We start from the raw sequence: 23,262 nt of genomic DNA, 5'->3' as shown, positions 1-23,262 counted from the left end.
GGTGTCAGCTATGTTGACCAAGAAGCAGTTGGATTTGTTGGAATTCATCCACAAACGTGTTCAGGCGGATGGCGTTCCGCCCAGTTTTGACGAAATGAAGATCGCACTGGATCTTAGGTCGAAATCCGGAATTCACCGGCTGATCACCGCCTTGGAAGAGCGCGGGTTTATTCGCCGTCTGGCACACCGCGCCCGGGCCATCGAAATTGTCAAACTGCCGGAAAGCCTTGGAGGAGAGCCAACTGTCGGCTTCACGCCGCGCGTCATTGAAGGGGACAAGCCCATGGGCCCACGGCCCGCGAATTTCGAACCGGTTACGGTTGATGCGATGGAACTGCCGGTGATGGGTCGCATTGCTGCCGGTGTTCCGATCGAAGCCATCAGCCATGTCTCTCATCGCGTGGCGGTGCCCGGCTCGATGGTCACGGGGCAAGGGGATCACTACGCGCTGGAGGTTCGTGGGGATTCGATGATCGATGCCGGAATCAACGACGGAGATGTCGTTGTCATCCGCGAAACAACGGTTGCGGATAATGGTGATATCGTGGTCGCTCTGGTCGAGGATCAGGAAGCGACGCTCAAACGGTTTTTCCGGCGCGGCAACGCCATTGCGTTGGAGGCTGCAAACCCAGCCTATGAAACCCGTGTATTGCCCGACAACAAGGTCAAGGTTCAAGGGCGTCTGGTCGGCCTGATCCGCAGCTATTAAGGCCTTGGCCCGTCCGATGGGACGGGCGACCACAGCCGGTGCCCGGATATTTGGGTGCTGCTGCGTATTTTTCCCTGCGAGATCGATAGGCTGCCGGTTTCAAGCAGCCTGTCAGGATCATACAAAAGGCATTCGCCCTTTAGCGAAACAGGTACCGCCGATACGACGATCTGATCGCTGTGGCATGTGGTAAAAGCCCGCGCTGCGCGTTGCCCCGTCAGATGGACCAGTTCTTTGTCATTCAAAGAATAGCGCTGCACCTGCGCGACTTCATTTGGCCATCGGTCTGCTGCGCTTGACTGATCCGCGCCGTCACCGTCGTTTTCCAACCAGACCGTCGCGACGAATCCACTCCCCTTCTGTTTGCTCAATGCGCGACCCGTTTCTGTCATCACTCCAACCAGCCCACCGGTTTCGGCGATCAAAACCTCGGGCCGCTGCCCCTGCCCCCAAAACGTCAACGCGCTCACAATCGGGACCGCTCCGATCCAACGCAAGCGCCCTTGCCACAGCATGATCCACAACGCCCCCAACGCCATGACAGGCAATACAAAGTCCGGCGGGCTGATGACATAGCCCTGCGCGCCGTTCAAACCCGAGATCCAATCCGCAACCGAGATTATCCACCCAAGCCCGAGCCCCATGATCCACAGCGCCAAACTCTCAAGCCCCAATGGCGCAAGCAGCGCCGCGACAACCGCCGACGGGACAACAATCATGCCCATCACCGGGACCGACAACAGGTTCGCCAATAGCCCATAATGCGCCATCGTGTTGAAATGCGCCGCACCAATCGGCGCTGTTGCAAGCCCGGCAATTGCCGAAGACAGCAACAGGCCCGAGACCGGGCGCAGCCATTTGGGCAGGCGATGATTTGGTCCATAGTCACGCAGCCCACCAAAAACGGCCACCAGAGCCGTTGTGGCTGCAAAGGACATCTGGAAACCCGGGCTCAGCAAGGATTCGGGTCGCAGAACCAGAACAATCAGCGCAGCGACCGCCACCGCCCTGAGAGAGATCGCGCGGCGGTCGATCAGAACCGCCCCCAGCATGACGCTCACCATTACAAATGCGCGTTCCGTGGCAACATTTCCGCCCGACAGCAGGAAATAGATCAGTGCAGCGACCAGGGCGAAGACTGCCGCCAGTTTGCGGACCGGCACGCGCAGCGCCAGCGCGGGAATGGCTGACAGTCCAATCCGGCAAGCAACAAAGACAAATCCGGTCAGCAACCCCATATGCAGGCCGGAAATGGCCAGCAGATGCGCGAGGTTTGATTGCCGTAACGCATCAAGGGTCGCCTGCCCCATCCCGCTGCGGTCGCCCGTTGTCACTGCGGCGGCGAACCCGCCAATCTCACCGGGCAGGATCGAACGCACTCGTTCAGATATGGCCATACGCCATGCGGTGACGCGTACGCCCTTTTGATGTTCGCCCGGTGGTGAAATTGTCAGAACGGGAACGCGCGTATAGCCAACGGCACCCAGTCTCTGAAACCATGAATGGCGTCGGAAATCAAAGCCGCCTGGCTCTACCGGACCCTGCGGCGGCGACAGATAAGCCGTGGTCATGATCCGTTGCCCCGGCGACAAAGGCACCGTGCCGCCATGCAGCGAAATCCGAACACGCTGCGGGCGCCGCTTGGCGGATACGTCACCGATCCGGACGTGATCCAGCGTCACCCGCAGCGCATCCGAGGCTGACCGGTCCAGCGCCACGACCCGCCCCTCTACCGGGCCGTAGTAACGCCATTGCAGGACCGGTTCGGCCACCATATGGGCACGCGCGCCTGCCAGAATGAACCCCGCCGCAATCAGAGTTCCTCCGATGACCAGCGGAGACCAGGCGTCGGGCATTCGGCGCGCAACCCAACCGCCCAAAAGAACAACAACTACAAGACCATAGTAGCTTTGCGGGTCCGGTTCGAATCTCAACGCGAAATAGAGGCCGATGCCAATCGCCAAGCAAACCGGAGACCACTGAAACAGGTATCCGCGCTGGTTCAGCATTGCCGCCTCGACCCGTGCCAGAACACGCATGGTTGCCCCCGTCCTCCGGGCTCGTTAGACAGGCGCCAGCTTATGCCCGACACGGTTACCAAAAGGTTAATCAACACTATGTCTGATCAGGTCGTCACCCGCTTTGCCCCGTCGCCCACAGGCTTTTTGCATATCGGGGGCGCGCGTACTGCGTTGTTCAACTGGCTGTATGCCCGGGGCCGCGGGGGCAAGTTTCTGCTGCGGATAGAAGACACCGATCGCGAGCGCTCGACGCCCGAGGCGACGGCCGCGATTCTGCAGGGCATGTCCTGGCTGGGGCTGGACCATGATGGCGAGGTCGTCAGCCAGTTTGAAGGTGCCGCAAGACATGCCGAGGTTGCACATCAGCTGCTGGCCGAGGGCAAGGCGTATAAATGCTTCTCTACTCAGGATGAGATTGCAGCATTCCGCGAACAGGCGCGCGCGGACGGCAAATCGACTCTGTTCCAAAGCCCGTGGCGCGACGCCGATCCCGCCAGCCACCCCGACCAGCCATATGTTGTCCGCATCAAAGCCCCGAAAGAGGGCGTCACGGTAATCCGGGATCAGGTGCAGGGCGATGTCTCGATCCGCAACGACCAGTTGGACGACATGGTCCTGCTGCGCTCGGATGGAACACCGGTCTACATGCTGGCTGTGGTGGTGGACGACCACGATATGGGAGTCACCCATGTGATCCGGGGCGACGACCACCTGAACAATGCCGCCCGCCAGATGATGATCTATGAGTCGATGGGTTGGGACGTCCCGGTTTGGGCGCATATTCCTCTGATCCACGGTCCTGATGGCAAAAAGCTCAGCAAACGCCACGGCGCGTTGGGTGCGCAGGAATACCAGGCGATGGGCTACCCGGCTGCGGGGATGCGCAACTATCTGACACGCCTGGGCTGGAGCCACGGTGACGACGAGTTTTTCACCGATGAACAAGCGCGCGAATGGTTCGATCTGGACGGAATCGGCAAGAGCCCGGCCCGTTTCGATTTGAAAAAACTGGAAAATCTGTGTGGACAGCACATTGCCATCACAGATGATGCTGCATTGCAGCAGGAACTTGAAGATTATCTGTCGGCGTCACAGCTGCCCGCGCTGTCAAAGACACAATCCGGTGATCTGGGACGTGCGCTCTATTGCCTCAAAGATCGGGCAAAAACATTTCCAGAACTCCTTGAAAAAGCGCATTTTGCGCTGATTTCAAGACCGGTTCAGCCTGATGAAAAAGCGACGAAAGCGCTCAGTTCTGTATCCGACGGTATACTGGAGGAATTGACGCCGCAGCTGCAAAATGTTAGCTGGACGCGAAGCGAACTGGAGGAGGCCCTGAATTCGTTTGCAGAAACGAAAGGGCTTAAGTTCGGCAAACTTGCGGGCCCTCTGCGGGCTGCGCTGGCAGGTCGTGCAGTTACACCTTCGGTTTTTGACATGATGCTTGTGCTGGGACGAGAAGAAAGCCTGGCGCGGCTTTCCGATGCAGCGAAGTAAACCCAGACTTCACATTCGGGTAACGCTGCTCCGCTAACACCCGGACTGCGCGTCCGCGCGCAGCCGTTGCCCGCCCTGTCGGTCAGCGAACCGATATGTGCAAGATTGAGGAAGGGATACCATGACCGAGAGCCAGAAAAACGCTACTTTGAATGTCCATGGCAAGACGTATGAGCTGCCAGTACATTCACCAACGGCCGGGCCTGATGTCATCGACATCCGCAAGCTTTACGGCCAGGCTGACGTTTTTACATATGACCCCGGTTTCACGTCGACGGCCAGCTGCGATAGCACCATCACCTATATCGATGGCGAAAAAGGTGAGCTGCTGCATCGCGGGTACCCGATCGATCAACTGGCGGAAAAATCTCATTTCCTAGAGGTGTGCTATCTGCTGCTTTACGGAGAACTGCCGGCAGCAAAAGACCTGGAGAAATTCGAGACGACGATCACCCGCCACACGATGCTGCACGAGCAGATGCAGTATTTCTATCGCGGTTTCCGCCGCGATGCGCATCCGATGGCAATTATGGTTGGTGTTGTGGGCGCAATGTCGGCTTTTTATCACGATTCAACCGATGTCTCGGACCCTCATCAGCGCGAGGTTGCCTCCCATCGCTTGATCGCAAAGATGCCTACCATAGCGGCGTGGGCCTATAAATATCACATCGGCCAGCCCTTCATCTATCCGCGTAATGATATCGACTATGCATCCAATTTCTTGCAGATGTGTTTTGCAGTTCCTGCCGAAGATTATGAAGTGAACCCGATTCTCAGCCGCGCGATGGATCGGATCTTTACCCTGCACGCTGATCACGAACAGAACGCGTCCACCTCGACGGTCCGTCTGGCGTCGTCTTCCGGTGCAAACCCGTTTGCATGTATCGCGGCGGGTATTGCCTGCCTCTGGGGCCCGGCCCATGGCGGCGCGAACCAGGCTTGCCTGGAGATGCTGGAAGAGATCGGAACCGTTGACCGCATCCCGGAATACATCGCCCGCGCCAAGGACAAGAACGACCCGTTCCGCCTGATGGGCTTTGGCCACCGCGTCTACAAGAACTTTGACCCGCGTGCCAAAGTGATGAAACAGTCGGCCGACGAAGTGCTCGATCTGCTGGGCATCGAAGACAACCCCAAACTGCAGGTCGCCAAAGAGCTGGAAAGAGAAGCCCTGGAAGATCCGTATTTCGCCGAGAAAAAGCTGTTCCCGAATGTAGACTTCTATTCGGGCATCATCCTTGAGGCGATGGGTTTCCCGACCTCGATGTTCACCCCGATCTTTGCGCTGTCGCGCACCGTTGGTTGGGTCAGCCAGTGGAAAGAGATGATCGCCGATCCTCAAAACAAGATTGGCCGTCCCCGCCAGCTGTATCTGGGTGAAACAATGCGCGACTATGTCGACATCGAAAACCGCTGATTAAAGCCAAAACATCCCAAAGCCCCGGACACGCTCCGGGGCTTTGCCGTTAGAACAAGGTGAGTTGATCCCCGGCTTGCGCGGGCCTTGCGAACAAGTCACAGCGCAACGGTGGCGTCCTGACGGCCAGCCCCAAACGCTCGGTCGCCGCTTTGAAGCGCTTAGCAATCATTTCCGCGTACACGCCTTCGCCCCGCATTCTGCGCCCCCAGCGGGGATCGTAGTCTTTGCCGCCATGCATTTCACGTAGCCGGGCCATGATCTTAGCCGCCCTGTTCGGCTGATGCACCTCAAGCCATTCCTGCCAGAGCGTCGACACCTCGCGCGGCAGGCGCAGCATGATCCAACTGGCCGCGTCAGCACCCGCATCACGCCCCGCTTCCAGCAGGCTCTCCAGCTCATGATCAGTCAGGCCGGGAATGACGGGCGAGGTCATCACACGCACCGGAACCCCTGCCCCGGTCAGTCGTTCTATCATACGAATCCGGCGCCGCGGTGACGGGGCACGCGGTTCCATCCGACGAGACAAACCAGCGTCCAGCGTTGTGAGCGAGATACCCACCCGCACCAAGCCACGCTGCGCCATAGCCGCCAGAATATCCAGATCCCTCTCAATCAAAGCCCCCTTTGTCACGATGCCCAAAGGGTGCTGAAACTCTTGCAGCACCTTCAAACAGGATCGGGTGATTTGCCGCGTTTTCTCAATGGGCTGATATGGGTCCGTATTGGTCCCCAACGCCAGCGGAGCAACCCTGTACCGCCGCGCAGACAGCTCGCGCCTCAAAACATCGGCCGCGTTGGCCCGTGCAATCAGCCGGGTTTCAAAATCAAGCCCAGCTGACAGGCCCAAATAGGCATGTGTCGGGCGGGCGAAACAATAGACGCAGCCATGTTCGCACCCCCGATAAGGGTTGATAGACCGATCAAACGGCAAGTCCGGAGAGCGATTATACGTGATCAGACTGCGCGCGGTTTCATCACGTATATCCGTGCGCAAGGGCGGCAAATCCTCGATCAGGTCCCAGCCATCATCGATGTCTTCAGTCGCAAGAGGCTCAAACCTGCCCGCGGTGTTTGAGACGGCTCCTCGTCCTATTGCTTTTGATTGACCAGGCATATGTTCTCTCTTTGTTCTAATTTGATTTATGCCAATTCACCCAGTCAGGCAAGAAAAACTACGCTCTGGCCCGACCGCCCTCTGCCATTCCTGCTTGGCGACCGTCTCGTGATGACGTGAGGCTAACCTGAAAGAAATACAGGATGATCATGCAAATAATTCGGTCGTGACAATTCAGATTTTGTCTTAAAGGTCGGTCCCAGAACGACCTTGGTCGCAATCGTCACAGTCTAACTGCGACGAAATGGCCAAAACGAAAAAAATGCCAACCAGGACCGCACGTCCTTACAGCTCAGGGAAATGACCTATGTCCGATGAAGAAGACATCGTCCTGTCAGAATTGAACGACGATGAGCTCGTCGAGCAGATGTTCGATGACCTCTATGACGGTCTGAAGGAAGAAATCGAAGAAGGTGTGAACATCCTGCTCGAACGCGGTTGGATGCCTTACGACATCCTGACCAAAGCACTGGTTGGCGGCATGACCATCGTGGGCCATGATTTCCGCGACGGTATTCTGTTTGTGCCCGAAGTCCTGCTGGCGGCCAACGCGATGAAGGGCGGTATGTCGATCCTTAAGCCCCTGCTGGCCGAAACCGGCGCACCACGTGTCGGGAAAATGGTGATCGGCACGGTCAAGGGCGATATCCACGATATCGGCAAGAACCTCGTGTCCATGATGATGGAAGGTGCAGGTTTTGAGGTTGTCGATCTTGGTATCAACAATCCGGTCGAAAACTATCTTGAAGCGCTGGAAACGGAAGAGCCTGACATTCTGGGTATGTCCGCGCTTTTGACAACCACAATGCCCTACATGAAAGTTGTGATAGATACTCTGGTCGAACAGGGTGTACGCGACGACTACATCGTGCTTGTCGGCGGTGCCCCCCTGAATGAGGAATTCGGAAAAGCAATTGGCGCCGATGCCTATTGCCGCGACGCGGCGGTTGCGGTGGAAACAGCCAAAGAATTCGTGTCTCGCAAACACAATCAACTGGCGGGCTAACTTAGTATTAGCCAAATTTCCAAGGGCCGCTCGTTCAGGGCGGCCTTTTCAATTTATTAAATTTATAGATTTCCCCTTAAAAAACATCTTTACAGAATTTAAGGAGATTATTCAGTACAAAGCATTACTTTAGTTTCGAGGTTACCGTGCCCACAACGTTTACAGCTATCTCGCTTGGTGTTCTTGCCGATATTGATACAGTTGAAGGCAACAATATCGCCGAGAACGCGTCAGCTCTGGTCGGTCAGACATTTGGTGGACCTGGTGATGCCCTTCTGAACAATGCGGTTACATGGAGTCCCGTCAGCCTCTCCGGCAACGTCTATGAAATGGACAACTCTCCACCGGAGCAGTTTTCGATCGACGGCGGGCCAGCTCAGACCTTTGATGGCACATCGATATACAACGCTACGATCACTTACATTGATGGGACCACCGCAAACATAACAGCTGTTGTGGCTCAAGACATCAATGGCAATGCGTATCTGATGCCAGAATTCTCGCCCAACGCCGATCAGGCGACGCTTGAAGCTGGAGCAATCAGATCAATCACCTTCAATAGCCTGAATGGAAACAACTTTTCTGGCCTGACTGGAAGCCGTGAAAGCTGGGATATCGTGACATGTTTTACAACCGGCACATTGATTACGACAGACCGCGGCGAGGTCCCCATTGAGACCCTCCGAGCCGGTAGTTTGATCAAGACTCTGGATCACGGCTTTCAACCGTTGCGTTGGATCGGAGAAAGGACCGTTACTGCATTAGGCAAATTTGCACCCGTTCTGTTCCGTGCTGGCGCAGTTGGAAACCGCCGCGAACTGCTGGTTTCTCAGCAGCACAGAATGCTGATCCGTGATTGGCGCGTCGAACTGAACACCGGCCATGCTGAGGCGCTGACCCCTGCAAAACATCTGGTAGACGGCCAGTCTGTGGTGCTGCAAGAAGGCGGCTTGGTCACCTACTATCATCTGCTGTTTGACCAACATGAACTGGTCTGGTCCGAAGGGTGTTTGAGCGAGAGCTTTCATCCGGGCCTTGTCGGATGGACCAGTCTGGAAGACGACGCCCGCCAAGAGATAATGTCCCTGTTTCCCGAACTGTCCGATATTGGACTTGAAGCATATGGCCCTGTGGCACGCCCTGTGCTCAGTGGCGTCGAGACCAGAGCGTCGGTCACCTGACCTAAAATGCCGGAACCGGGCTTGCCTTAGTCCTGCATTGGATATCTTCTGGTCGCACCTTCTCATAGAGACGCAGAGCATGCAAATGGACGGAGCGCCTGACGACCAGAGGCTGACAACACAAGGTTTTGAGAGCCGCAGCGCACAGCAGAACATCTTGCTGATTGCCTGCGGCGCGCTGGCGCGCGAGATTCTCGATCTCAAACACCGCAATGGCTGGGACCACATGGCACTGACCTGCCTTCCGGCGATTCTGCATGTTCATCCTGACCGCATTACACGCGCCGTAGAAGACGCTGTTGCCAAGCATCAAAACGACTATGACAAGATCTATGTCGTTTATGCCGATTGCGGCACCGGAGGGTTACTGCAACAGGCCTGTGAACGCTTGGGGGTTGAGATGATTCCGGGCCCGCATTGCTATTCCTTTTACGAAGGCAATCGGACTTTCGAGAAGCGTGGCGAAGATGAAACCACCGCCTTTTACCTGACAGATTTTCTAGCGCGCCAATTCGATGCGTTTGTCTGGAAACCGCTAGGGCTGGATCGTCATCCCGAACTGCTTGAGATGTATTTCGGCAATTACACCAAGCTGATCTATCAGGCGCAGGTCGACGACCCTGCCCTGACCCAACGTGCCCGCGACTGCGCCGACCGTATGGGATTGGCCTTTGAACGCCGCCTTACGGGTTACGGAGATCTCGAGACCACGCTCTCTGACTGGGCAAAAGACAGCTGACAGGACCCGGTTGGGTCAGGCGTTTTCATGCGCCACGTTTCGAATACGCTCGACCATTGCACGCACCCCGTTCGAGCGCTGTGCCGACAAGTGATCGTTCAGCCCCAATCGCGCCAGTTCGGCAGGTGCGTCCACTTTTGACACTTCGGCCACGGGCAAATCGTTATAAAGCGCCCGCAGAACCGCGATCAGGCCACGAACAATCAACGCATCACTGTCGCCGTCAAACCGAAAGACGCCAGCATCAATGACGGGATGCAGCCAAACCTGACTTGCGCACCCGTCCACCTTGGTCGCGGGGACCTTCAGCGCCTCATCAAGCGGGGGCATGGCCTTGCCCTGATCGATCACATGACGGTACCGATCTTCCCAGTCTTCCAGAAACTCGAAATCTTCAACAATTTCTTCAAAGGCAGGTGTTGCCATTTGCGGCGGTCCTTCGATTACGATCACAATTTGTCACCTATGCCGCTGTTGCCCGCCTGTCTACCCCAGCATGGCTTTTCAACTCTGCATTTTTGCGCTAACCCATTGCGGTAATTACTACTCAAAGCGCTTGGGATCATGCAAAAAACCGTTTCCGCTCTTCTGGTCTCCGTATTGGTTCTGTCTGCATGCAGCGGCTGGCGAGATTCTCGGGTGAACCCGACGAACTGGTTCGGCAGCAGCACCCCTGCCCCTGTTGAGACATCGCCGAATGATGCGGATGCTCTCGTACCCAAACAAAGCAGCGGAACAGGATTGTTCTCCCGCCCCGCGGATGAGGACACGAGTGTGCCCATTGCCGTCATCGATGAGCTGCGGATTGACCCGACGCCCACAGGCGCGATCGTCTATGCCGCGGGTACGGCTGTTCGTCAGGGCGCATACAACGCCCAGCTTCGCTTGGTTGAGTCGGAAGAAAACAAAAAGAACGGGCTTATGGAGTTCACGTTCCAGGTCACATACCCGCGCCGCGCAACCAATCAGGGAAGCGAACGCTCACGGATGGTGTCAGATGCCATTAGCCTGAGCGCACAGGATCTTGAGGGCATTCGCCTTGTCCGCGTGACGGGCCAGCAAAACGCCCTGGAATCACGGCGCCGCTGAACGCGGGACTACAGGGAAACGACCTGAACCACCTGCCCTTTTGCAGCCAGTGCGATTTTCCCTTCGCAGAGCTTCAGAGCATCCTCTCCGAAGACTTCAAAGCGCCAGCCTGACAATGCGGGGACCTCGCGTTCACCGGCTGCGATCTGGTCAAGCTCTGAACTTGTCGCGATCAGCTTGGCGGCAACGCCCGCGCTTTCGGTTTTGGACTTGAGCAGAACGCGCAACAAATCGGCCAGCGCCGGGTTCACCTTCAGCTTGTCTTTGCTGCTATCGAGCCTTGGCAGCTGATCTGCCGGACAGTTCACGCCCCGCTTGACGGCGGCCAGAATACCTTCGGCAATCGCGCCCTTGCGTGCCTCGCGCAACAACAATCGCGATCCTCCCAGATCACCTGGTGTTTTGGGTTTGGTCGAGGCCAGTTCGATCAGCGCATCATCCTTGAACACCCGGCTGCGCGGGACGTTATTTTCCTGGGCATAGGCCTCGCGAAACTGCGCCAGCTCTCGGACGACCGCCAGGAATTTAGCGGAATTTGTCCGCGTCTTAACCCTGCGCCATGCGTCTTGGGGTTCGATGTCATAGGTGGCGGAGTTGGTCAGAATCCGCAGCTCCTCGGCAACCCAATGACTGCGCTTGGATTTTTTCAGCTCGGCAGCAAGATATTCATAGATCTGACGCAGATGCGTAACATCTGCGAGAGCATAGGTTTTCTGCGCGTCTGTCAGCGGGCGGCGAGACCAGTCCGTGAATCGAGAGGTCTTGTCCACGCCCTGTTTGCAAATCTTCCGCACCAGCGTTTCATAGCCGACCTGCTCTCCAAAGCCGCAGACCATTGCGGCCACCTGCGTATCAAACAGCGGGTTGGGAAAGACCCCCGCTTCGACCCAGAAAATCTCAAGATCCTGACGCGCGGCGTGGAAAACTTTGACCACATCCTGATTGCCGAACAGCTCGTAAAGCGGCGCCAAAGACATCCCATCGGCCAGCGGATCGACCAGCACGGCGCTGTCTTCTTCGTCCGATGGAACCGCCAGTTGGACAAGGCAGAGTTTCGAGTAATAGGTCCGCTCTCGCAGGAACTCGGTGTCTACCGTAATATAGGGGTATCTTGCGGCTGCCTCGCAGAACTCGGCCAGCTCTTGTGTCGTTGTCAGGGTCTTCATACGCCGTACTATTCTTGCTCTTGTTCTTGAGTCTGCCCGATATTTTTCCTTGTTCCGAGCGCTACAGGCGACCATAGGCTGAATAGTATGGGCGTGTAAATCACCCACAGGTAATCAGGGCAGCAGAACTGGTGTTCTGTTGCCTTGCGCAAAGCGTCGCAAAACCGCCGGATAGAGCTGATGTTCGAACACCAGCACCCGCGCCGCCAGCGTATCGGGCGTATCGTCCGGTTCGATTCGAACACGGGCCTGCCCAAGAATGGGTCCGTCATCCAGCGCGGCGGTGACTTCATGCACCGTGCAACCATGCTCGGCATCCTGCGCCTCAAGCGCGCGGGCATGTGTATGCAAGCCTTTGTATTTCGGCAACAAAGACGGATGAATGTTCAACATGTGCCCCTGAAAGCGGGACACAAAATCTGCGGTAAGCACCCGCATGAACCCTGCCAGACAGACGATGTCAGGTTCGGCCTCGACGATGGGTTTCAACAACTCGGCCTCAAATGCGGCACGGTCGCCTTTGAACGGGCGGTGATCGACAGCGGCTGTTGCGATGCCCCGGTCGGCGGCCTTTCTCAGCCCGCCCGCCTGCGCATCGTTCGACAACACCAGACAGGGCCGCGCCGGATGATCATCGGTCATGCTATCGACCAGCGACACCATGTTGGAGCCGCCACCCGAGATCAGGATCGCAACGCGTTTGTGGCTCACAAGAGCTGCCCTGAATAGCGGACCCCTTCGGCCCCGGTCACCGTACCGATCCGAGCGACAGTTTCACCGGCACCCGTCAGCAACGCCGACAGAGCCTCGGCCTGATCGGCGGCGCAAACAACGATCATGCCGATGCCGCAGTTAAAGGTCTTGAGCATTTCGGATTCGACGATGCCACCGGTCTCGGCCAGCCAGCTGAACACGGGTGGCAAATCCCAGGCCGTCAGGTCGATATCTGCACCAAGGCCATCGGCCAACACACGCGGCAGGTTCTCGGTCAGGCCGCCGCCGGTGATATGCGCAAGTGCGTGTACCCCCCCTGCCCGGATCGCATCCAGCGCAGGTTTCACATAAAGGCGCGTGGGCGTCAGCAGCGCCTCTCCCAGCGTTCCCTTACCAAATGGGCAGGCTGCGTCCCAGCCCAGCCCCGACAGATCAACCAGCTTGCGCACCAGAGAATAGCCGTTCGAATGCACCCCGTTCGAGGCCAGCCCCAACAGAACGTCGCCCTGCTGTACACCATCGGGCAGATCAGAGCCACGCTCCATCGCACCAACGGCGAACCCTGCCAGATCGAAATCTCCGTCCGGGTACATGCCGGGCATTTCGGCAGTTTCACCACCGATCAGGGCACAGCCGGATTGCGCGCACCCCTCGGCGATCCCTTCTATGATCCGCGCGGCGGTATCGGTTTCCAGCTTGCCGGTCGCAAAATAGTCGAGGAAGAACAGCGGCTCGGCCCCCTGACAGATCAGGTCGTTCACGCACATTGCCACCAGATCAATGCCGACGCCGATGACAACCCCGGTATCAATCGCAATCCGCAGCTTGGTCCCGACACCATCAGTTGCGCCAACAAGAATAGGGTCATTGTAGCCGGCAGCCTTGAGGTCGAAGAGCGCTCCAAAACCGCCCAGCCCACTCATGACGCCCGGTCGGTTGGTGCGTTTGGCGGCGGGTTTGATCCGGTCGACCAGAGCGTTCCCCGCATCAATGTCGACGCCTGCATCCGCGTAGCTGATGCCGTTCTTACCCGCTGTCATGGCTATTCCCTCATGAGTGCTTTTGCGCGGGTTAGTCGATTGTGACAGATGTTGCAACGGTCAGGCTTGACGCGGGCCGCCATCGTGATACCCAAGGCGCTCAGGCGGGCCTGTAGCTCAATTGGTTAGAGCAGAGCGCTCATAACGCTTTGGTTGGGGGTTCGAGTCCCTCCGGGCCTACCACAAATCACCGCCCGATGATGATATCTGCGCACAATCCGCCAAGTTGTTCGCTTTGCGAAAGCCGCAGCGTTCCCCCGTGCGTGCGCGCAATATCCGCAACAATTGCAAGGCCCAGGCCCACACCGCTGCCTTGATTCTGATTACGCGCGGGATCCAGTCGCGAGAAAGGCTTGACCGCTTCATTGCGCTGTTCGGGCGGAATGCCAGGGCCGTCATCCTCAACCCGGATACGCAGTGATTTCGCAGTGATCATCAGGCTGACCTCAGCACGCTTGCCGTACCGCACCGCATTACCGATCAGATTTTCAACAGCACGGCGAATTGCAACCGGTCGCAGGGTCGATCGCCCCTGCCCTTCGACCGAGATCAGTTCGACAGCAAATCCCGCGCGCTGCGCATCTTTCACGATCTGAGTCAGCAGCACCTCTGCATCCACCTCTTCCGGGTCAATCTCGGCAGCACTGCGCGAGAAATCCAGAAAAGCATCCAGCAAAAGCTGCATTTCATTCACGTCCTTCAGCAACGGTGCGGCCTCGTCTTCGGGCATCATCGATAGACCCAACTTAAGCCGTGTCAGCGGCGTTCGCAGATCGTGGCTGACACCTGACAACATCCGCGTGCGCTGTTCGATCTGGCGTTCGATTCGGGCCCGCATGTCCAAAAACGCATTGCCCGCAGCGCGAACCTCAATAGCGCCACCTGGGGTGTATGGCACAACCCGACCGCGCCCAAAGGCCTGCGCAGCATTCGCAAGTCGCGTGATGGGACGCAATTGATTGCGCATATACAGGAATGAAATCGACGTCATGAGGATCGCAAAAAACAACATCGTCACGATCAGCTGATGTGGTGCCGTCGGGGAAAGACGGCGGCGATCAAAGGTCAATTTGAGAATGCCCAGATGGGTGTCCAGAAACAGGCTGGCCTCCTGACTGTTGGGCAAAGAAACCACTCGCGTTTCTGGCACTAACTCGCGCATCTCAGCGTCGACTTGCGGCGCGATAAAGTCGTACCAGCGGCGCTTTCGCGTAACCGGAACCTCATTTGGTGCCAGAAACTGCATCTTCATCTGCAACGCAACCAGGTCCGGCCGAACGGCCGCAAGGGCCTGCTGTTGAGTTTCCGCGTCCTCCATCGTTTCAAGGATCAGGTTAACCTCACGCGATGCTGTGCGGGTCATTTGATCGGTCACATTCTCAAGGTGTTTTTGCAAGAACGCGATGGCAACCACCAGCAGCACAACGACAACCGGCAGAACCAGAATCAGTGCAGCACGAACATAGAGGCTGCGCGGCATATAGGGTTTGAGCCATCCTGTAGACATGCGTTAAACTTAGCGGGCTACTCCGGCAAGAGGAAGAGGACGGACCGCAATTGCCCAATGATTTCAATCCACCTCATGGCGCGGCCATCGAACTGCAGCCCGGCCTCAGGCGTATTGTTGCGCCAAACCCGTCGCCCATGACCTTTCGCGGAACCAACACGTATTTGCTGGGCGAACGGGATATCGCCGTCATCGATCCCGGCCCGCTGTCAGATGCCCATCTTGAGGCGATCGAGACCGCATTAGAGCCGGGGCAGCGCATCAGCCATATCGTTGTTACGCACAGCCATCTGGATCACTCGCCGCTGGCAGCCCCCCTGGCAGCGCGCACCGGCGCGCCGGTGCTGGCGTTTGGTGGCCCGCAAGCCGGCAGAAGCGTGGTGATGACAACCCTCGCCAAGCAGGGGCTTGCCGGCGGCGGAGAAGGCATCGACGCCCAATTCCGCCCCGATATCGAGCTGAGCGACGGCGAGCATATCGATGGTGACGGCTGGATGCTTGAAGTCATCCATACGCCGGGTCATTTAGGAAACCACATTGCCTTGGCTTGGCGAGATGTTTGTTTCACCGCAGATCATGTGATGGGATGGGCCAGTTCGCTTGTCTCACCGCCGGACGGGGACCTCACCGATTTCATGGAGGCCTGCCACAAACTGCGCGAACGTGACTGGTCTGTCTTTCATGCCGGACACGGCGCGCCGATCACCGATCCGGCTGGACGGCTGGACTGGCTGATTCAGCACCGACAAGCGCGCGAGGCGCAGATTCTGGCGGCGCTGGCTGACGCTCCGGGTACCGCCCGGCAGTTGACCGAAAAGATTTACACCGAAACGCCATCAGCCTTGCTGCCCGCGGCCGAACGTAACGTATTTGCGCATCTTGTTGACCTTACAGGAAAATCAAACGTGTCCCCCATCGGCCCGCTGTCTGCTGATGCCGTTTTCCGCAGGCAGATCTGACGGCAAAACTTTTTGCAGTTAGGAGCGCATCTGGGCTGGACGCCGAAAAACCGGATTGTTATACGCCCCTCAGTTCCGGCGTAGCTCAGCGGTAGAGCAGTTGACTGTTAATCAATTGGTCGTAGGTTCGATCCCTACCGCCGGAGCCAGATTTCCCTGAAAATAAACATAAATCAAAGTGTTACACTTATTCCGTGTCGCGGCTGGATTTCTGTCGAAAAAAATGTGCCGCCCCCTCTGGACGCGGCAGAACCGGGTTGCTATACGGCGCGAACCGTTCCGGCGTAGCTCAGCGGTAGAGCAGTTGACTGTTAATCAATTGGTCGTAGGTTCGATCCCTACCGCCGGAGCCAATTCCACCCTTTTTGGCACTAACCCGATAGCTCGGTTTTGAAATCCGCGCGCAAGGTGCGCTTCAGAACCTTACCTGTCGCATTCAGCGGCAAAGCATCCACAAATACGGCCTTGTCGGGAATCTGCCATTTGGGGATTTTTCCCTCATAGAATTCAAGCAGTTCGCTTGCTTTCGGCTCTGCTCCGTCGGCTTTCACAGCGACCAGCAACGGACGTTCCCCCCATTTGGGGTGCGGCACACCAATGACGGCTGCGGTTGCCAGTTTGGGATGGGCGACGGCGATGTTTTCCAGCTCGACCGAACTGATCCATTCTCCGCCCGACTTGATGATATCCTTGGACCGGTCGCGGATCGTCATATAACCGTCCGGGTCAAGCGTTGAGACATCCCCCGTCGCGAACCAGCCGTCCTGCAAGAGGTCCTGATCCTGCATGTGGAAATAGCTGTCCAGAACCCAATGCCCGCGGACCATCAGGTCACCCTGCGTCTCGCCGTCGTTGGGCAGCTCGTTTCCGTCATCGTCCACAATCTTCAGCTCGACCCCAAAGGGCGGGCGCCCCTGATTCTCGCGCAGCTTATGCTGCTGATCAAGTGGCAGGTCGCCATGCTTGGCCAGCGGCAGGTTTGCTGTTCCCAGCGGGCTCATCTCGCTCATCCCCCAGGCGTGGACGGTATCAACGCCATAGGTTTCCCGGAACGTCTCGATCATTGAGGGCGGACATGCAGCGCCACCGATCACCGTCCGTTCCAAGCTCTCCAGTCTGGTTCCTGAGGTCGCCGCATGCGCCAGCAGGCCCTGCCAGATCGTCGGGACCCCCATCGCAAGCGTCACGCCATACGTGTCGATCAGACCGACCAACGCCTCGCCGCGCAGATCAGGGCCCGGCAAAACCATGCGCGAGCCCGACATCGCGCAGCCATAGGGTGACCCCCATGCGTTCACATGGAACATCGGCACCACTGGCATCACCACATCCGCAGCCGAATACCCAATCACGTCCCGCGTGTTTGATGCAAAGCTGTGCAAGACGGTGGACCGGTGCGAATACAGAACCCCCTTGGGGTGCCCCGTGGTGCCCGAGGTATAGCAAAGGCTGGACGCGGTGTTTTCATCAAAATCGGGCCATTCGAAATCGGCCGTGCCGGTCTCGATCAGTTCATCATAAAACATCAGCCCCGGTATTTGCGCCACGGCGTCATCGTCCCGGGGGCCCATCAGCACGAAATGCTGCACCTCTTTGAGATGCTCCAGCAGACCAGCCACCAGCTGCGTAAAGGTCGCGTCAAAGAACAGCACGCGGTCTTCGGCGTGGTTGATGATATAGGCCAATTGCTCGGGGAACAGACGCGGGTTGATTGTATGGCAGACAAACCCCGCACCAGAGGTGGCGAAATAAAGCTCAAGATGACACCGATTGTTCCAGGCCAGCGTTCCGATCCGGTCCTGCGGCTGCAATCCCAACTGACTGAGCGCCGAGGCCATGCGTCGTGCGTTCACGGCGATCGTGGACCAGTTGGTTTGCGTGACAGACCCGTCTGTCTCAACCGAAAAAATCTCGGTCTGACCATGATAGCGGTCTGCATGATCTATCAGTGACGAAATCAGCAGCGGCTGCGTCATCATCTGTCCCAGCATGGGCGTCCTCCCTTTGGCAACCGCGCTGTTTGTGCCGCGGCTGTAACTCAGGCCCCAGCGAACACTGCGGTCGGCCAGAGCCCCTCCCTTGGACAACCCTGCCAATCATTTAATTGTCTGACAATAAGAGAATGCAACCTGCCCTAAGGGCAAGTTACACAAATAGCGTGGGTTCAGTCGCGATGACGCAACGCGTAGTCCACCAGCGCGGCGGTTGATCCATCCTTGTCGGCAGCGCTTTGCTCGCCGTCCACGATCGGTGCCAAAGAAGTCGCAAGCTCTTTGCCAAGCTCAACACCCCATTGATCGAAGGAATTGATGCCCAGCAGGACACCTTCGACGAATACGCGATGTTCATACAGCGCGATAATCTGCCCCAACACAAACGGTGTCAGCTTTGGATAGATCAGCGTCGTGGATGGACGGTTGCCCGGAAAGACCCGATGACGGGCCTGCCGTTCCAGTTCATCCCCCGTCAGACCTTTTTCAGCCATGCGCGCGCGCGCCTCATCCAGCGAGCGGCCACGCATCAAAGCCTCGGACTGAGCGAGGCAGTTGGCCAGCAGTAGACGGTGGTGATGGGCCAGTTCGGGTTCGTGCCCCTCGGCCGCGACCATGAATTCGCAGGGTATGATATCGGTTCCCTGATGGATCAACTGGTAGAAAGCGTGCTGGCCGTTGGTGCCAGGTTCCCCCCAAACCACCGGGCCAGAGGGAACGGTCAGGTCATCGCCATTCATCGCGACTGATTTGCCGTTCGATTCCATCTCAAGCTGTTGAAAATAGGCCGGCAAACGCAGCAGACGTTGATCATAGGGCAACACCGCACGACTTGCATGTCCCAACACCTGACGGTGCCAAATCCCCGACAGGGCCAGCATCACCGGCATGTTTTCCGCCCACTCGGCGGTGCGAAAATGCAGGTCCATCGCCTGTCCGCCGCGCAAGAAAGCATCAAATGCGTTGGAGCCAACCGCGATCATCACGGGCAGGCCTACCGGCCCCCACACTGAATAGCGCCCGCCAACCCAGTCGGCAAAGCCAAACACGCGATCCTCAGGGATGCCAAACGCTTGCGTCTTGTCCAGCGCGCTGGAGACTGCTGCAAACTGTGCAGCCGGATCGCCACCGCCATCCTTCATCCAGGCCCGCGCCGTGCGCGCGTTGGTCATAGTTTCAATCGTTGTAAAGGTTTTGGACGCCACGATCACCAGTGTCCGCGTCGGATCAAGCTGCCGGAGCGTGTCGGCAATATGTGCGCCATCGACATTCGACACATAATGCAGGCGCGGTCCATCGTGATAAGGCGACAGGGCATGCGTTGCCATGACCGGCCCAAGATCCGAACCGCCGATGCCGATATTCACGACATCCGTAAAGCTGCCCCCTGCCCCCTGCACGGCGCCGCCGCGCACCTCTTCTGCAAAGACACGCATGCGCTGCAGGGTGGCCAGAACCTCGGGCATGACATCCTGACCATCTACCTCGACCGGGTCACCATCCAGATTGCGCAATGCTGTGTGCAACACTGCGCGGCTTTCGGTTTCGTTAATCTTTTGGCCCGTGAACATCGCCTCGCGCCAGACCTCCAGACCCGCAGCGTCGCATAGGGTGATCAGTGCTGCTCGCGTCTGGGCGTCGATCTGTGTTTTCGAATAATCAAACAGTAAATCCCCGGTCGATGCAGCAAAGCGCTGCGCCCGATCCGGTGTTTCATCAAAAAGATCAAGGATTTTCAGGTCTCTGGCCGCAAGGGCCCGAAGTGCATCCAATTGCATAACTCTTACTCCGCCCAATGCACACAAATCCCGCTCAGAACCGCTGATATCGGGGCCTCTTCGGGTGGCAGCGCCATCGCCTGTTCAAGGGCATCGCGCTTTGCAGCCCCAAAGATCACCAGATGCTTTGACAAGGCCCCATCCAGCACCGGCGCCGTCAGTGTGATACGAGGTTCGGGCTGCGTTTCCGTACGCGCCACCGCAAGCGTGTGGGCCGAGCCTTCCAATGCCTCAGCCAGCCCGTCCATCCCGGGAAACAGAGAGGCCGTGTGCATATCCTCCCCCATCCCAAGCAGCAGGACAGATAGTGGCAGAACGGGCGCAATCTGGGATTCGATTTCGGGCAGCACTGCCTCGGCTTCTTTCCCAGGCAGGTAGAGCGGCAGATACGTAGCGGTCGCTGCCCGGTTGGTCAGCAAGCGCGCGCGGATCAGGCGCTCGTTCGAGCGTTCGCTGTCACCGGGAACACAGCGTTCATCGGTGGGTAGAACGCGAACCCGATTCCATTCCAGATCAGCTGCACACAGGCTGTCAAAGACCGGCCCGGGCGTGGTGCCCCCTGCAACCGCCAGCGCGACGGTATCGTGGTGCAGCAGCGCGGCTTCGATATCTCCGGCCAGCGCGTTCGCCACATCAATGGCCAGCATGTCGCGGTCTGCATATTCCATAATTCTCATGGATTGATCCCTTGCCAGTGACGACCATCGCGTTTCATCAGCAGCTCGGCGTCGCCGGGACCGGTACTGCCACTTTCATAAGGTTTCGGCACATCACCGCGCGCCTGCCAGCCCGCGATAATCGGGTCGGTCCAGGCCCATGCCGCCTCGACCTCGTCTCCGCGCATGAACAGGGTCTGATTGCCGCGGATGACGTCCATCACAAGCCGCTCATAAGCGTCGGGGGCATTCTGGACGTCTGGGCCTAAGGCCTCTGCAAAGCTCATATCCAGGGGCACATCCATCAGTCGCATACCACCCTGCCCCGGTTCTTTGATCGTCACCTTCAACGTAATCCCTTCGTTTGGCTGCAAGCGGATCGACAACATGTTTGCGTGCCGGCCCGCCTCTTCCCCAAAAATCGAATGCGGCGCATCTTTGAACATGACGTTGATCACCGAGGATCGCGCTACCAGCCGCTTGCCCGTGCGCAAGTAGAACGGCGTTCCCGCCCATCTCCAGTTGCTGACATGGGCGCGCAGCGCAACATAGCTTTCGGTCGATGAGCGCGGATTGCCAACAACCTCGCGATAGCCGGGCCCGTCAGGCCCTTCGGCAAACTGCCCCCGCACGATATGATGCGGTTCAACCAGATCGAGGGCGCGAATGACCTTGAGCTTTTCGTCCCGCACCGCATCGGGGTCAAATTTTGCGGGTGGTTCCATCGCGATCAGACACAAAAGTTGCATCAAGTGATTCTGCACCATGTCCCGCATGGCCCCTGCGCGTTCATAGTACTCCTCGCGCCCGCCGATGCCGACGGTCTCGGCAACCGTAATCTGGATGTGATCGACATATTGACTGTTCCACAGCGGTTCAAACAACATGTTACCAAATCGAACAGCCATCAAATTCTGAACTGTTTCTTTGCCCAGATAGTGATCGATCCGGTAAATCTGACCTTCGTCAAAATGGGCCGCAAGCGTCGCATTCAGATCGCGCGCGCTTTGCAGATCATGACCAAACGGCTTTTCAACAACGATCCGCGTCTGGGCTGTCGCCATCCCGTTGGACTTGATCCGCTCGGCCAGCGGTCCGAAAAGGCGGGGACCAACGGAAAAATAAAAGGCTCGGATGCATCCGCCATGCAGCTTCTCAGCAAGCTGGCGCCATCCCTGATCTGACAGCGCATCGACGCATACATAATCTACGCGCTGCAAAAAGCCGTTCAGCTTGGCCGTATCACCTGCCTCATCGGCTGCATGGGACTGCAACGATTCGGCAACCACGGCCTGAAACGCCGCGCGACCATGGTCGCTGCGCGCAGCAGCAATGATCTGAACCTCTTCCGGCCACTGCCCGGCACAATACCTACGGAACAGCGCCGGCAGGATCTTGCGTTGCGCCAGATCGCCGGTCCCGCCGAATATAACCAGATCAAATGGGTCTACGGGTATGACGCGAGAAACCATGAGCTGTCCTTACCTTGCAACCAGATGCATGTCTAATGTTAGCGCCACCATTTATTAGATCTTCCCGCTCATCAAAACTCTGTCAGCACAGTGACAACAACCTTAACTCTTACCCTACAACCGGTTACATCGGACAGACAGTTTCAACCGACCGGACATCGAATGAAAGACAACGCCCCTCAGATCGCCAATATCGGCAAGTTTAGGAACAAATTGGTGACAGCGGATGGTCAGACCCGCGCTTCGGTCGCGCTGAGCAACCCCGAGACGTTGTGGTTCAACACCGGAACCTTATGCAACATCGAATGTGTGAACTGCTATATCGCCAGCAGCCCCACAAATGATGCGCTGGTTTATATCAGCGCTGCAGAGGTGAGCGATTACCTCGACCAGATTGATCAGCGCAACTGGCCCATCCGCGAGATTGGTTTCACCGGTGGTGAGCCGTTCATGAACCCCGAGATGATAGATATGCTGCGCGCATCGCTGGAACGCGGCTATGAGGTGCTGGTTCTGACCAACGCCATGCTGCCGATGATGCGCCGGAAGATGCGCGAAGGCTTGCTGGCGTTGCAGCGGGACTATACGGATAAGCTGACGCTGCGGATTTCTGTCGATCACTATCGCGCCGATCTGCACGATACCGAACGTGGGAAAGGCAGCTTTGCCAAGACCATCACGGGGATGGAATGGCTGCGCGATAACGGCTTTCGGATGGCGATTGCAGGCCGCACCATGTGGGGCGAAACCGATGCAGACAGCCGCGCAGGGTATCAGGCGTTTTTTGATGCACACGGCTTTGACATAGACGCACTGAATCCGGGCCAGACGGTTCTGTTCCCCGAAATGGATGAGCAGGTCGAGGTGCCCGAGATTACGACCGCCTGTTGGGGTATTCTGGACAAGTCTCCCGACGCTGTGATGTGCTCAAACTCTCGCATGGTCGTGAAACGCAAGGGGGCCGAACGCCCGGCTGTACTGGCATGCACCCTGCTGCCCTATGCGCCCGAGTTTGAAATGGGCACATCGCTGGCCGAAGCCGAGGCCGATGTCCACCTGAACCATCCGCATTGCGCAAAGTTCTGTGTTTTGGGGGGCGCAAGCTGCTCTGCCTGATCAGAATGGCGCGGTATTTTTTCTGAGTGATCAATTTCACTGCGCATCTCAGCCGTGATCCCGTATATCATGGACCATAGTGTTCTA

Annotated in this window: 20 protein-coding genes and 3 tRNA genes; 12 read left to right on the top strand and 11 right to left on the bottom strand. The window is 57.7% G+C overall.

Going from position 1 to position 23,262, the window contains the following annotated elements:
- Positions 1-10: 10 nt before the first annotated feature.
- Positions 11-709, top strand: a complete 699-nt coding sequence (lexA, locus tag ACR0I7_RS03960) for a transcriptional repressor LexA (RefSeq protein WP_480508636.1) — start codon at positions 11-13, stop codon at positions 707-709.
- Here lexA and ACR0I7_RS03955 read toward each other — a convergent pair.
- Positions 706-2,748: a ComEC/Rec2 family competence protein gene (locus ACR0I7_RS03955; RefSeq protein ID WP_480508634.1), complete on the bottom strand. Its 2,043-nt coding sequence runs from the start codon at positions 2,746-2,748 to the stop codon at positions 706-708. The genes lexA and ACR0I7_RS03955 overlap by 4 nt on opposite strands.
- Positions 2,749-2,826: 78 nt before the next feature.
- Here ACR0I7_RS03955 and gltX point away from each other — a divergent pair, with 78 nt between their 5' ends.
- Together gltX and gltA are read left to right on the top strand one after the other, a co-directional pair.
- Positions 2,827-4,227 (top strand): glutamate--tRNA ligase, encoded by a 1,401-nt coding sequence (gene gltX, locus ACR0I7_RS03950; RefSeq protein WP_480508632.1) that lies wholly within the window; start codon positions 2,827-2,829, stop codon positions 4,225-4,227.
- 121 nt (positions 4,228-4,348) lie between these two features.
- Positions 4,349-5,644, top strand: a complete 1,296-nt coding sequence (gltA, locus tag ACR0I7_RS03945) for a citrate synthase (RefSeq protein ID WP_480508630.1) — start codon at positions 4,349-4,351, stop codon at positions 5,642-5,644.
- 49 nt (positions 5,645-5,693) lie between these two features.
- Here gltA and ACR0I7_RS03940 read toward each other — a convergent pair whose 3' ends face one another.
- Positions 5,694-6,761, bottom strand: coding sequence for a PA0069 family radical SAM protein (locus ACR0I7_RS03940; RefSeq protein ID WP_480508628.1), 1,068 nt, complete (start codon positions 6,759-6,761; stop codon positions 5,694-5,696).
- 307 nt (positions 6,762-7,068) lie between these two features.
- On the opposite strand from ACR0I7_RS03940, the gene ACR0I7_RS03935 reads away from it, so the two are divergent.
- From ACR0I7_RS03935 to ACR0I7_RS03925, 3 genes are all read left to right on the top strand, one after another.
- A complete protein-coding gene (locus ACR0I7_RS03935) occupies positions 7,069-7,767 on the top strand; it encodes a corrinoid protein (protein WP_480508626.1) in 699 nt (232 codons plus the stop codon).
- Between the two features lie 146 nt (positions 7,768-7,913).
- Positions 7,914-8,948 carry a Hint domain-containing protein gene (locus ACR0I7_RS03930; protein WP_480508624.1) on the top strand — a complete coding sequence of 345 codons (1,035 nt, stop codon included), beginning with the start codon at positions 7,914-7,916 and terminating at the stop codon, positions 8,946-8,948.
- Positions 8,949-9,033: 85 nt separating this feature from the next.
- Positions 9,034-9,687 (top strand): DUF1638 domain-containing protein, encoded by a 654-nt coding sequence (locus ACR0I7_RS03925; protein ID WP_480508622.1) that lies wholly within the window; start codon positions 9,034-9,036, stop codon positions 9,685-9,687.
- A gap of 15 nt (positions 9,688-9,702) precedes the next feature.
- Here ACR0I7_RS03925 and ACR0I7_RS03920 read toward each other — a convergent pair whose 3' ends face one another.
- Positions 9,703-10,113, bottom strand: a complete 411-nt coding sequence (locus ACR0I7_RS03920) for a SufE family protein (protein WP_480508620.1) — start codon at positions 10,111-10,113, stop codon at positions 9,703-9,705.
- A 138-nt stretch (positions 10,114-10,251) separates the two neighbouring features.
- Between ACR0I7_RS03920 and ACR0I7_RS03915 the strand changes: the two genes are divergently transcribed.
- Positions 10,252-10,776 carry a hypothetical protein gene (locus tag ACR0I7_RS03915; RefSeq protein ID WP_480508618.1) on the top strand — a complete coding sequence of 175 codons (525 nt, stop codon included), beginning with the start codon at positions 10,252-10,254 and terminating at the stop codon, positions 10,774-10,776.
- Between the two features lie 8 nt (positions 10,777-10,784).
- Here ACR0I7_RS03915 and rnd read toward each other — a convergent pair whose 3' ends face one another.
- The 3 genes from rnd to purM all read right to left on the bottom strand — a co-directional run bounded on the left by rnd (position 10,785) and on the right by purM (position 13,696).
- Positions 10,785-11,942: a ribonuclease D gene (gene rnd, locus ACR0I7_RS03910; RefSeq protein ID WP_480508616.1), complete on the bottom strand. Its 1,158-nt coding sequence runs from the start codon at positions 11,940-11,942 to the stop codon at positions 10,785-10,787.
- 114 nt (positions 11,943-12,056) lie between these two features.
- On the bottom strand, positions 12,057-12,653 hold the full coding sequence (gene purN / locus ACR0I7_RS03905; protein ID WP_480508614.1) for a phosphoribosylglycinamide formyltransferase: 597 nt from the start codon (positions 12,651-12,653) through the stop codon (positions 12,057-12,059).
- Positions 12,650-13,696, bottom strand: a complete 1,047-nt coding sequence (purM, locus tag ACR0I7_RS03900; protein WP_480508612.1) for a phosphoribosylformylglycinamidine cyclo-ligase — start codon at positions 13,694-13,696, stop codon at positions 12,650-12,652. The genes purN and purM overlap by 4 nt, the downstream gene beginning before the upstream one ends.
- A gap of 106 nt (positions 13,697-13,802) precedes the next feature.
- On the opposite strand from purM, the gene ACR0I7_RS03895 reads away from it, so the two are divergent.
- Positions 13,803-13,879 (top strand) — tRNA-Ile (locus ACR0I7_RS03895).
- 4 nt (positions 13,880-13,883) lie between these two features.
- Here the strand turns inward: ACR0I7_RS03895 and ACR0I7_RS03890 are convergent.
- Positions 13,884-15,203, bottom strand: coding sequence for an ATP-binding protein (locus ACR0I7_RS03890; RefSeq protein ID WP_480508610.1), 1,320 nt, complete (start codon positions 15,201-15,203; stop codon positions 13,884-13,886).
- Positions 15,204-15,253: 50 nt separating this feature from the next.
- Here ACR0I7_RS03890 and ACR0I7_RS03885 point away from each other — a divergent pair, with 50 nt between their 5' ends.
- From ACR0I7_RS03885 to ACR0I7_RS03875, 3 genes are all read left to right on the top strand, one after another.
- Positions 15,254-16,162, top strand: a complete 909-nt coding sequence (locus tag ACR0I7_RS03885) for an MBL fold metallo-hydrolase (protein WP_480508608.1) — start codon at positions 15,254-15,256, stop codon at positions 16,160-16,162.
- A 74-nt stretch (positions 16,163-16,236) separates the two neighbouring features.
- Positions 16,237-16,311, top strand: a tRNA-Asn gene (locus ACR0I7_RS03880).
- A gap of 129 nt (positions 16,312-16,440) precedes the next feature.
- A tRNA-Asn gene (locus ACR0I7_RS03875) sits at positions 16,441-16,515 on the top strand.
- Between the two features lie 18 nt (positions 16,516-16,533).
- Here ACR0I7_RS03875 and ACR0I7_RS03870 read toward each other — a convergent pair.
- From ACR0I7_RS03870 to zwf, 4 genes are all read right to left on the bottom strand, one after another.
- Complete coding sequence (locus tag ACR0I7_RS03870; protein WP_480508606.1) at positions 16,534-18,153, bottom strand: long-chain-fatty-acid--CoA ligase; 1,620 nt, start codon at positions 18,151-18,153, stop codon at positions 16,534-16,536.
- A 173-nt stretch (positions 18,154-18,326) separates the two neighbouring features.
- On the bottom strand, positions 18,327-19,931 hold the full coding sequence (gene pgi / locus ACR0I7_RS03865) for a glucose-6-phosphate isomerase (protein ID WP_480508604.1): 1,605 nt from the start codon (positions 19,929-19,931) through the stop codon (positions 18,327-18,329).
- Between the two features lie 5 nt (positions 19,932-19,936).
- Positions 19,937-20,608 (bottom strand): 6-phosphogluconolactonase, encoded by a 672-nt coding sequence (gene pgl, locus ACR0I7_RS03860; protein WP_480508602.1) that lies wholly within the window; start codon positions 20,606-20,608, stop codon positions 19,937-19,939.
- Positions 20,605-22,059 carry a glucose-6-phosphate dehydrogenase gene (gene zwf / locus ACR0I7_RS03855; protein WP_480508600.1) on the bottom strand — a complete coding sequence of 485 codons (1,455 nt, stop codon included), beginning with the start codon at positions 22,057-22,059 and terminating at the stop codon, positions 20,605-20,607. The genes pgl and zwf overlap by 4 nt, the downstream gene beginning before the upstream one ends.
- 162 nt (positions 22,060-22,221) lie before the next feature.
- On the opposite strand from zwf, the gene ACR0I7_RS03850 reads away from it, so the two are divergent.
- Positions 22,222-23,175, top strand: a complete 954-nt coding sequence (locus tag ACR0I7_RS03850; RefSeq protein WP_480508598.1) for a radical SAM protein — start codon at positions 22,222-22,224, stop codon at positions 23,173-23,175.
- Positions 23,176-23,262 lie beyond the last annotated feature (87 nt).

The organism is Ruegeria sp. AM1 (genome assembly GCF_056540745.1).
This window is presented reverse-complemented; position numbering and strand designations above follow the sequence as displayed.

Bases quoted from the DNA above. Each gene is read 5' to 3' on its own strand.
- lexA (WP_480508636.1), top strand. From the start codon at position 11: ATGTTGACCAAGAAGCAGTTGGATTTGTTGGAATTCATCCACAAACGT.
- ACR0I7_RS03955 (WP_480508634.1), bottom strand. From the start codon at position 2,748: ATGCGTGTTCTGGCACGGGTCGAGGCGGCAATGCTGAACCAGCGCGGA.
- gltX (WP_480508632.1), top strand. From the start codon at position 2,827: ATGTCTGATCAGGTCGTCACCCGCTTTGCCCCGTCGCCCACAGGCTTT.
- gltA (WP_480508630.1), top strand. From the start codon at position 4,349: ATGACCGAGAGCCAGAAAAACGCTACTTTGAATGTCCATGGCAAGACG.
- ACR0I7_RS03940 (WP_480508628.1), bottom strand. From the start codon at position 6,761: ATGCCTGGTCAATCAAAAGCAATAGGACGAGGAGCCGTCTCAAACACC.
- ACR0I7_RS03935 (WP_480508626.1), top strand. From the start codon at position 7,069: ATGTCCGATGAAGAAGACATCGTCCTGTCAGAATTGAACGACGATGAG.
- ACR0I7_RS03925 (WP_480508622.1), top strand. From the start codon at position 9,034: ATGGACGGAGCGCCTGACGACCAGAGGCTGACAACACAAGGTTTTGAG.
- ACR0I7_RS03920 (WP_480508620.1), bottom strand. From the start codon at position 10,113: ATGGCAACACCTGCCTTTGAAGAAATTGTTGAAGATTTCGAGTTTCTG.
- ACR0I7_RS03915 (WP_480508618.1), top strand. From the start codon at position 10,252: ATGCAAAAAACCGTTTCCGCTCTTCTGGTCTCCGTATTGGTTCTGTCT.
- rnd (WP_480508616.1), bottom strand. From the start codon at position 11,942: ATGAAGACCCTGACAACGACACAAGAGCTGGCCGAGTTCTGCGAGGCA.
- purM (WP_480508612.1), bottom strand. From the start codon at position 13,696: ATGACAGCGGGTAAGAACGGCATCAGCTACGCGGATGCAGGCGTCGAC.
- ACR0I7_RS03890 (WP_480508610.1), bottom strand. From the start codon at position 15,203: ATGTCTACAGGATGGCTCAAACCCTATATGCCGCGCAGCCTCTATGTT.
- ACR0I7_RS03870 (WP_480508606.1), bottom strand. From the start codon at position 18,153: ATGCTGGGACAGATGATGACGCAGCCGCTGCTGATTTCGTCACTGATA.
- pgi (WP_480508604.1), bottom strand. From the start codon at position 19,931: ATGCAATTGGATGCACTTCGGGCCCTTGCGGCCAGAGACCTGAAAATC.
- pgl (WP_480508602.1), bottom strand. From the start codon at position 20,608: ATGAGAATTATGGAATATGCAGACCGCGACATGCTGGCCATTGATGTG.
- zwf (WP_480508600.1), bottom strand. From the start codon at position 22,059: ATGGTTTCTCGCGTCATACCCGTAGACCCATTTGATCTGGTTATATTC.
- ACR0I7_RS03850 (WP_480508598.1), top strand. From the start codon at position 22,222: ATGAAAGACAACGCCCCTCAGATCGCCAATATCGGCAAGTTTAGGAAC.